The sequence below is a fragment of the Streptomyces sp. NPDC058525 genome (assembly GCF_042719495.1).
Classification (GTDB): domain Bacteria; phylum Actinomycetota; class Actinomycetes; order Streptomycetales; family Streptomycetaceae; genus Streptomyces.
The window spans coordinates 1-11545 of record NZ_JBHXNP010000168.1; the positions used below are offsets into that span (position 1 = coordinate 1).

At 73.7% G+C, this 11545-nt stretch carries 9 protein-coding genes and 1 pseudogene; 4 read left to right on the forward strand and 6 right to left on the reverse strand.

All coding sequences use genetic code 11. From position 1 onward, the window contains the following. Positions 1-132: 132 nt before the first annotated feature. Positions 133-753 carry a TetR/AcrR family transcriptional regulator gene (locus ACFWP3_RS40400; RefSeq protein ID WP_384231665.1) on the reverse strand — a complete coding sequence of 207 codons (621 nt, stop codon included), beginning with the start codon at positions 751-753 and terminating at the stop codon, positions 133-135. A gap of 98 nt (positions 754-851) precedes the next feature. Then, positions 852-2849 (reverse strand): discoidin domain-containing protein, encoded by a 1998-nt coding sequence (locus ACFWP3_RS40405; protein WP_384231682.1) that lies wholly within the window; start codon positions 2847-2849, stop codon positions 852-854. Positions 2850-3138: 289 nt separating this feature from the next. On the opposite strand from ACFWP3_RS40405, the gene ACFWP3_RS40410 reads away from it, so the two are divergent. The 3 genes from ACFWP3_RS40410 (at position 3139) to ACFWP3_RS40420 (ending at position 6147) form a co-directional block, all read left to right on the forward strand. Then, positions 3139-4368: an MFS transporter gene (locus tag ACFWP3_RS40410; RefSeq protein ID WP_384231668.1), complete on the forward strand. Its 1230-nt coding sequence runs from the start codon at positions 3139-3141 to the stop codon at positions 4366-4368. Then, complete coding sequence (locus ACFWP3_RS40415; protein WP_384231671.1) at positions 4365-4601, forward strand: hypothetical protein; 237 nt, start codon at positions 4365-4367, stop codon at positions 4599-4601. Before ACFWP3_RS40410 ends, ACFWP3_RS40415 begins: the two co-directional genes overlap by 4 nt. Before the next feature lie 139 nt (positions 4602-4740). Next, on the forward strand, positions 4741-6147 hold the full coding sequence (locus ACFWP3_RS40420) for an NADP-dependent succinic semialdehyde dehydrogenase (RefSeq protein ID WP_384231673.1): 1407 nt from the start codon (positions 4741-4743) through the stop codon (positions 6145-6147). Between the two features lie 57 nt (positions 6148-6204). On the opposite strand, the gene lysA is transcribed toward ACFWP3_RS40420, so the two are convergent. The 3 genes from lysA to ACFWP3_RS40435 form a co-directional block, all read right to left on the reverse strand. Next, on the reverse strand, positions 6205-7539 hold the full coding sequence (lysA, locus tag ACFWP3_RS40425) for a diaminopimelate decarboxylase (RefSeq protein ID WP_384231675.1): 1335 nt from the start codon (positions 7537-7539) through the stop codon (positions 6205-6207). Further along, positions 7536-7907: an SAV_915 family protein gene (locus ACFWP3_RS40430; RefSeq protein WP_384231684.1), complete on the reverse strand. Its 372-nt coding sequence runs from the start codon at positions 7905-7907 to the stop codon at positions 7536-7538. Before ACFWP3_RS40430 ends, lysA begins: the two co-directional genes overlap by 4 nt. Positions 7908-8155: 248 nt before the next feature. After that, positions 8156-9940, reverse strand: a complete 1785-nt coding sequence (locus ACFWP3_RS40435; protein WP_384231678.1) for a tetratricopeptide repeat protein — start codon at positions 9938-9940, stop codon at positions 8156-8158. A 148-nt stretch (positions 9941-10088) separates the two neighbouring features. On the opposite strand from ACFWP3_RS40435, the gene ACFWP3_RS40440 reads away from it, so the two are divergent. Beyond that, positions 10089-11030, forward strand: coding sequence for a nucleoside hydrolase (locus tag ACFWP3_RS40440; RefSeq protein WP_384231680.1), 942 nt, complete (start codon positions 10089-10091; stop codon positions 11028-11030). 33 nt (positions 11031-11063) lie between these two features. Here the strand turns inward: ACFWP3_RS40440 and ACFWP3_RS40445 are convergent. After that, positions 11064-11282 (reverse strand): annotated as a pseudogene (locus ACFWP3_RS40445) (chitinase); the annotation flags it as partial. Positions 11283-11545 lie beyond the last annotated feature (263 nt).

An 11545-nucleotide genomic window follows, 5' to 3' on the forward strand; every position in this document is an offset into this window, starting at 1 on the left:
GCCCGCGTCGTCTGGTGCCGTGCATCGCAAGGCGGAGGGGCGCCCGAGTACTGGACGTACTTGGGCGCCCCGACAACGCGGCGAGGCGCGGTGCCAGGCGGCGCGGGTCAGGCAAGATCCGAAAGAGACGGCCTACGGGCCGGCGGGCAGGCCCGCGGCGGTGTCGCCGACGAGGCCGGCGACGTGGTCGGTGATGGTGTCGAGGACGTCCGCCGAGGCCGCGTCGTGGCCCAGCACCAGGAGGCTCAGGGTCATCCCGTCGGTCATGGCCGCCAGGTAGCGGGCCAGCGCGGGGACGGGCACGCGCGGTTCGAAGCCCGGCTCAGGGCCGAGCTGTTCGATGAGTTCGGTGTACGTGTCGGCGTACAGCTCGTACTGCCGCCGGGCCAGGTGCTCGAAGCCCGGCTGGCGCAGGGCGTACTGCGTGAGCTCGTAGGTGAGCATGTGCTCGCCGGGGTGGGCCGCCACGTGGTCCCAGTACGCCTGGAAGCCGGCCCGGACGGTCTCCCGGAGGGTGGCCTTCGGCTGGATCGCCTCCTTCACCACCTTGACGTAGTGGTCGGTGATCGTCGTGATGACCGACTCCAGCAGGGCCTGCTTGGAGTCGAAGCAGTAGTGGAAGACGCTCAGCGACACGCCCGCCTCGGCGGCGATCGACCGGGTCGTCGTCCGCGCGACGCCGTCCCGGGTCATCGCGCGGATCGCGGCCTCCGTCAGCTGCCGGCGCCGCTCGGCCGACGGCATCCGTGCCATGGGGGTTCCCTCCGGATCACGGGCCCAGGGCCCTGCGGGCACGCCCCGTGCCGCGGCCGGCGGACCTGCCGGCCACGGCACGGGGAACCTCCTCGGCGTCAGCTGCTGTACACGCCCACCTCGTGCAGGGAGTAGCCCCACTGGGTGCCGCGCTGGGTGCCGTGGACCCGGACGTAGCGGGCCGGGGTGGCGTCGAACCGCGCCGTGTCCAGGCCGCCGTCGCCGGTGGTCGTGGACCACACGGACTGCCAGTTCGTGCCGTCGGACGACAGCTCGATGCGGTACGACTTCCCGTACGCGCGCTCCCAGTCGAGGGTGACGCGCTTGACCAGGGTGGGCGCTCCGAGGTCGATCCGCAGCCACTGGTCGTCGCTCCAGTCGCTGGCCCAGCGGGTGCCCGTACTGCCGTCCACGGCCCGGCCCGGCGCGTAGCTCGTGAACGGGTTCCACTCGGCGGAGGAGGACGAGGCGGCGGAGCCCGCGGCGAGGTTCACGCCCGCCTTGTGCTTCTCGGAGCCGCCCCAGGTGGTCAGGTACGACTCGGCGCCCTTGAACAGGTCGTCCACGACGCCCTGCCCGCCGACGATCCGGATGTCCTCGATCCAGTCCGGCACCAGGCCGTAGTGCGCGGCGCCGTCGGTGTTCAGGTCCCAGGTCCGTGCGCCGGTGGTCTGCTTGTCGATGACCGAGCCGCCGTCGGTGCTGCGGAAGGGGTAGCGCACCGGATTCGGGGTGTCGGCGCCGCGGGGGCCGGGCCAGCCGCCGACTCCGTTCATGTCCGTTCCGTAGCCGTAGCCCACGTTGTACTTGTCGCGCAGGGCGTCCGTGCGCTTGGCCTCCGCGCTGAACCCCTCGGCGCCGCCCATGTACTGGGCGATGAAGCCGCCCAGGCGGTAGACGCGCTCGGTCCAGTCCAGGTCCATCCAGCTGTGCGAGGAGATCACGCCCGGGTACGACTCGGACTCCAGGATGTCGAAGGCCTGGCCCGCGGCCTTCACGCTCATGTGGTCGATCTCCAGCATCATCTTGCGTTTCATCATGCCGCGCACCGCGTAGTCGCCGAGCTCGGTCAGACCGCGGGTGTTGCACTGCGCGTCCGCCGCGTACGCCGGCACCGCCACGCCCGCCGGGAGCTGCTTCTCCGCCGAGGGCGCCGCCGAGAGGCCGATGGGGTTGTCGTGCTGCGGGCCCCGGCACTTCTCGGTCTGCCAGAAGGTGCCCGTCGACAGGAACTGCCCCACGTTGATGGCCGTGCCGAGGGCGCCCTGGTCGAAGCGGACCCCGCACAGCGCGTTGTCGAACTTGTGGCACAGGAACATGCTGCGCACGCCCAGCCGGTGCAGCTCGTCCAGGCCGCGGTCGATGTCCTGCTTGCTGCACTGGGCGATGTCCAGGATCTGCTTGCAGCCGAACGGTTCGGAGGTCTCGACGCCGAGGACCACGGCCAGCTTGCCCTGCTTGATGACCTCGCGGGCTTGCGTGGAGTCGGTGACGATCCGGAACCAGCCCTTGCCCGGACCGCCGTACATCTTGTCGACGTACGCCTGCATGTCGTACGTCTTCTGCGCCTCAAGGCGGATGGCGGTCATCTCGTCGCAGCCGCGGTCCTTGAAGAAGTAGACCGAGCAGATCACGCCGTTGGTGACGAGGTCGTTGACGAGGACCCGCTGGCCGCCGCGCCAGGCCCGCTCCACCCAGGCGTAGTAGTTCTGCTGGTGGGTCAGCGAGTCGTGCGCGGGCCAGTCCTTGAAGGTCGGCCAGCCGTTCGGGTCGTGCTTGCCGTCGCCGCCCTTGGTGATGAAGTCGAAGATCGCGAGGGAGCCGTCGGGGTAGTGCTCGGGACAGTCCTTGAGCGCGTCGGCGATGCCCTGCTCGGAGAACGGCTTGCCGCAGATGAGGCGGCCGCCGAAGCCCTCGTTGGACATCAGGTGGTCGTGCGCGTCGACGAAGCCGCGGACCTTGCCCTGGTCGTCGGTCCCCTTGAACGGCTCGCCCGTGACGTTGATCTCCGAGTCGGGCGCGGGCCGCGCGACCGGGTTCCACCAGCCGGGATCGGCCGAGGAGGTGGCCGCGGGGCCGAGCACCATGGCCACCATGGCGAGGAACAGCGCGAGCACCGCGAGGGGCCGATGCCGGCGGTAGGGGTGTCCAGTCATCGTCATCACTCACGTCTTCGGTCGGAGGAGGGGGACGCGCGGGCCGACTTGTCATGGCCCGAACAGTGTGTGCTCGAAACGATCGCTACTGGCGCGTACGGAGTCAAGAGTCCGGGACGGATGACCTGATGATTCGTCAGAGTGCCGCGCCTGGAGGGAAGTGGGCGAAAGTGTCTCATCATTCGAAATGATTCGTCTCATATTCCGGCTGTCTCGTTAGGGTGAGGGCATGAACAAGCACCGGATCCCGCGCAGTTGGCTGATGCTCGCCCTGGGTACGGTCGGCCAGACCGCCAGCACCACGGTGCTCTACGGCCTGGCCTACCTGATCCCCGCCTTCCAGCGGGAACTGGGGCTCTCCCTGGCCGGCGCCGGACTGCTCGTCGCCTGCCCGCTCGCCGGGGTCCTGCTCGGGCTGATCGGCTGGGGGGCGGTCGCCGACCGGTACGGGGAGCGGCTCGCGCTGTCCGCCGGACTGCTGATCGCCGCCGCGGCCACCGCGGCGGCGGCGACCGTGCACGGGACCCGGACGCTGGCGGCCCTGCTGGTGCTGACCGGAGCCGCGGGCTCCTCGGTCAACTCGGCCTCCGGGCGGCTGGTCATCGGCTGGTTCCCGCCCGACCGCCGGGGCATCGCGATGGGCGTCCGGCAGGCCTCGCAGCCGCTGGGCACCGCCGTGGCCGCGGCCGCCCTGCCGCCGCTCGCCCAGTACATCGGCCTCTCCGCCGCCCTCGGCTTCTGCGCCGCCCTGTGCGGGGCCGCGGGCCTCGCCATCGCCCTGTGGGCCACCGATCCGCCGCGCCCCCGGCGCGCGGCCGGCGCACCGGCCTCCCAGGCCCCGTACCGGGGCGGCTACCTGTGGCGGCTGCACGGCGCCGCCGCGGCGCTGTGCGTGCCGCAGTTCGTGGTGACCGGGTTCGCCCTGCTGTTCCTGACCGAGGTGCGCGGCTGGTCCGCCGGCGCCGCCGGCGGGGTGCTGGCCGCCGCCAACCTGGCCGGCGCGGGCGTACGGCTGCTCGCCGGCTGGTGGTCCGACAAGGTGGCCGGCCGGATCCGGCCGATGCGGCTGCTCGCCGTCGCCACCACGGCCGACCTGGCCCTGCTCGCCGTCGGAGCCGCCTGGGACTCCGCGGCCGGCACCGCGGCCCTGCTGCTGGCCGCGGGACTGACGGTCAGCACCAACGGACTGCACAACACCGCGGTCGCCGAGTACGCCGGACCCCACTGGGCGGGCCGCGCCCTCGGGATCCACGGGATGGGCCAGCACGCCGCCGTGGCCCTGGTCCCGCCGCTGGCCGGTGCGCTGATCGCCGGACGGGGCTATCCCGCCGTGTTCGCCCTGGCGGCCGTGTTCCCGCTGGTGGCGGCCGTACTGCTGCCGGCGCGGGACAAGGCGGCGTACTGGCCGGCGCCGGACAGCGGGCGGGCCGCTCCGGCGCCGCCTACCGTCGAGGTATGAGCGGGATCGTCGTGGTGTACGAGGTCGACCGGCAGGACCCGACCGTCAGGCGCGTGCACGCCGCGCCCGCGGCCCCCGGGTCGAACGCGGCCGCCGGGCCGAGGACCCTGTGCGGCAGGGACACCTTCGCCATGGAAGCGGCCCCGTGGACACCGGCCGCGGAGCCCGGCGCCACGTGGTACCCGCCGCAGCACGCGGACCTGAGGTGCCCCGCCTGCGACGACGCGGTCTGACACGCTGACCCGCCGGACGGGCGCCCGCACCGCACGCCGCACACCGCCCGGCCCCCGCCGGACGGTGTGCCGCGTTGCGCGGGCCCCCGGCGCGGGGGAGGGTCGGGGGGAGGCGGCCGCCCCGTAGGAAGGTCCCACCATGCCCATCGCCACCGTGAACCCCACGACCGGTCAGACGCTGCGCACCTTCGACCCGCTCGACGCCCAGGGCGTCGAGCGGTGCCTCGCCGACGCCGCCGCGGCGGCGGCCACGTACCGCCGCACCGCCTTCGCGGAGCGCGCCGAGCTGCTGGTCCGGGCGGCCGCTCTGCTGGAGGCGGAGACGGAGGACATCGCGCGGACCATGACCACGGAGATGGGCAAGCCGCTGGCGGCCGCCCGCGCCGAGGCCGCCAAATGCGCCAAGGCCATGCGCTGGTACGCCGCCCGGGCCGAATCCCTCCTCGCCGACGAGCACCCCGCCCCCGACGACGTGCGCGACGCCGGAGCGGCGGCCGTCCGGGTGGCCTACCGGCCGCTCGGGGTGATCCTCGCCGTCATGCCCTGGAACTTCCCCCTGTGGCAGGTCGTACGGTTCGCCGCGCCCGCCCTGATGGCCGGCAACGTGGGCCTGCTCAAACACGCCTCGAACGTCCCGCAGACCGCGCTCTACCTCGGCGAGCTCTTCCACCGGGCCGGCTTCCCCCGCGGCTGCTTCCAGACCCTGCTCATCGGCTCGGCCGCGGTGGAGGGCGTCCTGCGCGACCCGAGGGTGGCCGCGGCCACCCTGACGGGCAGCGAGCCGGCCGGCCGCGCGGTGGCGTCCGTCGCCGGCGACGAGGTCAAGAAGACGGTCCTGGAGCTCGGCGGCAGCGACCCGTTCATCGTGATGCCCTCGGCCGACATCGACCGGGCCGCGCGCACCGCGGTGACCGCCCGCGTGCAGAACAACGGGCAGTCCTGCATCGCCGCCAAGCGCTTCATCGTCCACGCCGACGTCCACGACGAGTTCGCCGAGCGCTTCACGGCCGGGATGCGGGCGCTCACGGTGGGCGATCCGATGGAGGAGTCCACCGACGTCGGACCGCTGGCCACCGAGGCCGGCCGCAGCGACCTGGAGGAGCTGGTGGACGACGCCGTACGGCACAGCGCGACCGTCCTGTGCGGCGGCCGGCGCCCGCCCCGGCACGCGGACGGCTGGTTCTACGAACCGACGGTGCTGACCGACGTGACCCCCGCCATGCGCATTGACCGGGAGGAGGCCTTCGGGCCCGTCGCCACCCTGTACCGGGTGGGAAGCCTGGAAGAGGCCGTCGAACGGGCCAACGACACGCCCTTCGGGCTGAGTTCGAACCTGTGGACCCGCAGCGAGGCGGACGTCGAACAGGCCGCGAGGGACCTGGAGGCGGGCGGCGTCTTCGTCAACGGGATGACCGCCTCGCACCCCGCCCTGCCCTTCGGCGGCGTCAAGCGGTCCGGATACGGGCGCGAGCTGTCGGGACACGGGATCCGGGAGTTCTGCAACATCACCACGGTCTGGCGGGCGGCGGAGCAGACACCGTCCTGACGCCGCCGCCGGCCCCGCGGCCGTGCCCGGCCCTTGCGGGGGCCGGGCACGGCGGGACTACGCGCCGATGTCCCGGCTGCGGAAGTCCTCCAGCGTCTCGCGCCGTACGAGGACCCGAGCGGTGCCCTCGTGGACGGCGACGACCGCGGGACGGCCGACGAGGTTGTAGCCCGAGGCCATGGACAGCTGGTAGGCGCCGGCCACCGGCACGGCCAGCAGGTCGCCGGGGTGGACGTCGCCGGGCAGCTCCACGTCCGCCGCGAGCACGTCACCGGCCTCGCAGTGCCGGCCCACGACCGTGGCCGTACGGGGCTCGGCGGTCGAGGCGCGGCCGATCAGCCGGGGCGCGTAGCGCACCCCGTACAGGGCGGGGCGCGGGTTGTCGCTCATACCGCCGTCGACCGCGACGAACACCGTGTCGCCGGTGTGCTTGACGGCCAGCACCCGGTACAGGACCACACCGGCCGGTCCCACGACGGCCCGGCCGGGCTCGATCAGGAGCCGGGGCACGGTCAGGCCGGCCGCGGCGCAGCCCTCGACGAGCTCGGTGCGCATCCGCCGGGCGAACGAGGTCAGGTCGAGCGCGGCCTCGCCGGGCCGGTAGGCGACGCCGTGGCCGCCGCCCATGTCCAGCTCGGGCAGGACGACCCCGTGCGTGTCGCGGATGCGGGCCATCAGGCCCACCATGCGGCGCAGGGCCACCAGGTAGGGCTTCACGTCGGTGATCTGGGAGCCGATGTGGCAGTGCAGGCCCGTCAGCTCGAGCTGGGACTGGCCCAGGATCCGCGCGATGGTGTGGTGCGCGCCCCCGTCGGTCAATGACAGGCCGAACTTCTGGTCGTCCGTACCGGTACGGATCTTGTCGTGGCCCCCGGCCGAGACGCCCGGCACCACCCGCACCATGACCTTCTGGCGGCCCTCGGGGCCGACGGCGGCCGCGATCCGTGCTATCTCCGACGGGCTGTCGATGACGATCCGCCCGACGCCGAGCCGCAGCGCGGCCGCCAGGTCGCGCGGCGACTTGGCATTGCCGTGCAGCACGATCCGCTCGGCCGGGAAACCGGCGGTGACGGCGAGCTCCAGCTCTCCGGCGGAGCACACGTCCAGGCCCAGCCCCTCCTCGCGGACCCAGCGCACCATCGCACGGGAGAGGAAGGCCTTCGCGGCGTAGAGGACGCCGGCGTCGGGGAACGCGTCGCGGTAGGTCCGGCAGCGTGCGCGCACCTCGCCCTCGTCCAGCACGTAGACGGGGGTCTCGAACCGTTCGGCGGCCTCGGTGAGCGACACTCCGCCCACCGCCAGCCCGCCGTGCGGGAGCCGTGTCGTGGAGGCCGGCCAGATGGACAGGTCGCCGGCGCCGGCCCGGATCTCGGAAAGCAGGGCGGTGGTCATGACGCGCTCTCCCGTCGGGCGGTCCCGGCCGCGCTCACGGTGGCCTGGCGGGGCAGGCGGGGGATGACCCGGGCCGGGGCGACCGGGGGAGCGGTGAGGGCCGGGTCGACGGTCAGCAGGGCCGCTCCGAGCGGTTCGGCCATCGCGCGGAGCGCGGTCTCGGAGAGCCGGATCCAGGGCTGGTCCGTGCCGAGGGTGGCGGCCAGCCGTTCCAGGCTGGTGAAGCCGACGGCGGTGCGGGCTCCCAGGGGTGTGCGGAACAGCCGCACGGTGACGTGCGCGCCTCCCGGCCGGGCGGGCACGTACAGGGGCCCGGCCGGGATCCGTTCTTCAGGCTCGGGATCGTCGTCGTACTGGAACAAACACATGGGGCCCTCCCTGAGGAACCACGAGTGGCGGACGGCGCCCCGGTGCGGGGAGGCGATCCGGAGCGCGCACCCGAAGCTATCCCCGTACCCGCCCACCCCCGGCCACCCCGTAACGCGACCTTGACGGATCCCGGCCACTTCCATACGCGTCACTGACGTCCCGCTCGTCCGTCCGGGTGGCCGCCGGTGGCGGACCGCGGAGCCGGGGCGCCCTGATGCCCGGGGATCCGCACCGGTGGGTCCGGTCCTCACCGTCGGACGGCCGACCGGCGCCGCAGGTCCTCCGCGGCCCGGGTTGCGGCGCGCCCTTCCCGGCGGTGGCCGGTCCTGCCGAGGTGGTGGCCGAGCCAGGCCAGGGAGTCCGCGAGGGCGGCGACGTCGTTGCCGGGGTGGATCCGGGTAAGGCCGGACAGCAGTTCCACGGCTTGCAGGGTGGGGGCGGCCACCTCCTCGTCGTACCCGGCCCGGGCCAGCCGCAGGCCCAGGTTGGACAGGCCGTGGATCAGCCCGGAGAGGTGGTCGGTGTCCGCCGTGCCCGTCCCTCCCGTCATGCCGGACCCGCTCGCCTGGATCCGCCGGTACAGGTCCACGACCTCCCGCGCGACGGCGAGCGACTCCTCGTGGAGGCCGGCGTCCGTGAGCCGTACGCCGAGGTTGTTCAGCGCCCGGGCCAGCTCCGGGAGGCGGGCGGTGGGGTCCTCCCGGGCGAGCTGCCGGTGGACGCGCACGGACTCGCGGGCCGGCACGAGCGCATCGTGGTGGCGGCCGAGCGCGGCGAGCCGGCTGCCGAGGCTGTCGAGCGAGTCCGCCAGCAGCGGGCGCACCGGGCCGGGCGCCGCCTCGACGGCCCGCCGGTACAGGTGCACGGCCTCGTCCGCGGCCGCCAGGGCCTCGGCCCGATGGCCGCTCCAGGCCTCGGCCAGCCCCAGGTTGTGCAGCGAGCGGGCCAGCGCGATGGACAGGCCCGGCGCGGTCGCCGCGGTCCGGCGGGACAGGTCGACGGCGTCGCGGAGCATCCCGACGGCCAGGTCGAGGCTGCCGGCCGAGGCCAGCCGCAGGCCCTGCTCGTTCAGGTTCCGGACGCGGGCCAGGACGGCCGGGTCGGGGGCGGCGGCCCGGGGCGGGCCGGACGCGGGCCGCGATGCCTGCTCGAACCGGCCGTCCTCGCCGACGGTGATGCCGCCCCGCCGGGCCACGGCGGTGACGAAGGCGAGGAAGTGCGGGCTGGTGCGGGCGAGCCGCCGGTGGACGGAGGCCGCCTGCGTGCGGTAGGGCTCCGTCTCGTCGCCGAGGCCCAGCGCGGTCAGTTCGCGGGCGAGGGTGACGAGGGCCACCCAGTGGTCGGCCAGCTCCTTGGCGGCCGGGGCCGGGGCGGCCGGGGAGTCGATGCGTGCGCGGTAGCGGCCGACCGCGTCGCGCAGGACGTCGGCCGCTTCCTCGTGGTGGCCCATCTCGCCGAGTTTGACCCCCAGCTCCACCAGCGCCGACGCCAGTTCGAGACCGGCCGCGCCCCCGCCGTCCGGCTGCCGCGCGGCCAGGGTGCGGCGTACCTCCACGCCCTCGCGCATCCGGTCGAGCGCCTCGTGGTGCTGTCCCAGCTCGGCCAGCTGGTTGCCGAGATTGGTCAACGCCGCGGCCAGGCCCGGCAGATGCCGCTCGGGATCCTGGCGGGCGAGGCCGCGGTAGAGGTCGGTGGCCTCCGCGGCGAGGGCCCCGGCCCGGGCGCGGCGGCCCAGGATGCCCATGAGCAGGGCCCGCTGGTCCAGGGTCATGGCCAAGGTCGGCAGCCAGCCGTGCGGGTTCGCCGCGGCGAGGCGCCGGGTCACCTCGACGGCCTCGTCCAGCACCTCGGCCGCCTCCTCGTGCCGCTCGGCCCGTTCCATCAGCAGGGCGCCGAGCCGGTACAGGCAGAGGGCGAACCCGGGGAGGTGCAGGTCGGGATCCTCGCGTGCCCGTAAGCGGTACTCGTCGGCGTCCCGCCGTGCCTCGCCCAGCTCCCGTTCGTCCCCCGGCCCGCGCTGATGATCGGTCATCCGGCCCCGCCCCCTCCGCCGTACGGAACATCCCCGCCGCATCACGCCCCCGTACCGCGGGACGGTTCCCTCCGGGCGGACCGGGCATCGTGAGGGGGCAGACTTGGTGCGGGAGATGCCCTGGATGCCCCGGTTGCGAGGAGTGAGCGTGCCTGTTCCGATCATCATCGACTGCGATCCCGGCCACGACGACGCTTTGGCGATCATGCTGGCGGCGGGGGACCCCGCGGTCGACCTGCTCGCGATCACCACGGTCGCCGGCAACCAGACGCTCGCCAAGACCACCTTGAACGCCCGCCGCGTGTGCACGGTCGCGGGCATCACCGGCGTGCCCATCGCCGCCGGCTGCGACCGCCCGCTGGTCCAGCCGCTGGCGGTGGCGGACGACGTCCACGGGGAGTCGGGCATGGACGGGCCGCGGTTCCCCGAACCCACCGTGGACGTGGTCCCCGGGCACGCCGTGGAGCTCATCCACCGGATCCTGACCACGCACCCGGAGCCCGTCACCCTCGTGCCGACGGCGCCCCTGACGAACATCGCCCTGCTGCTCACCCGGTACCCCGAGGCCGCCGCGCACATCCGGGAGATCGTCCTCATGGGCGGTTCCACCGAGCGCGGCAACCGCACGCCGGCCGCCGAGTTCAACATCCAGGCCGATCCGGAGGCCGCCGACATCGTCTTCCGCAGCGGTGTGCCGATCACCATGTGCGGCCTCAACGTGACCCACCAGGCCCTCGCCACCCCCGAGGTGCTGGCCCGCTTCGAGGACCTCGGCACCGAGCTCGGCCGCACTTGCGCCGGACTGCTGTCCTTCTTCGCCGGCACCTACCGCAGCCTGTGGGGTTTCGAGAGCCCGCCGCTGCACGACCCCGTGGCCGTCGCCCGCGTCGTCGATCCCGGGCTCGTGCACTGCGTACCGGCGGGCGTGGTCGTGGAGCTGCGCGGCCAGTACACGCGGGGGGCCACGGTCGTCGACCTCCACGGGTCCCTGGACCTCCCGGTCAACGCGCAGGTCGCGATGACCCTGGAGACCGGGAGGTTCTGGGACCGGATGGTCGGAGCCGTGGCCGCGCTGGGCTCCCGTAGCTGAGTCAGCCGGTGAAGCCGGCTGTGATGGAGCTGAACTGCCCGCCAGGGCCCCGGGGGTGGCGCAGTTGGGGCCGAGCTTGTTGCCCTGCCAGCCGCCGATGGACGGGACGATGTCGCCGCCCGCGGCGCGGATCGCCGCGATGGTGCTCTGGTCGATCCCTCCGGTGAGGGCGCGCCGGCCGTCCCAGGCCGGGTTGCAGCCGCCGGAGGAGAGGATGAACGCCATGGTGAACCACTTCGTGCCGGTCGCGTTCGGGAAGCGCCTCCGGGAGGTGAGGGGTGCGGCCACGGGGGGAGCGTGGCCGGGAACCTATTCCTCCGGATGGATTGCGGTCAATAGGTCTGGACCAATTGGGCGGTGGGGTCGGCCGTCCGCCCGGTGTGTTCCGGCCGGGGGGGGGGCCCCCCCGCCCGGACCCCCGGCGCCGCCGCAGAGAGTTGGGCCGGTGTCTTATAAACAAAAACCAGCCCACCAGACAATAGCAGATATCGTATGACGTCTTAGTCTTTAGAATT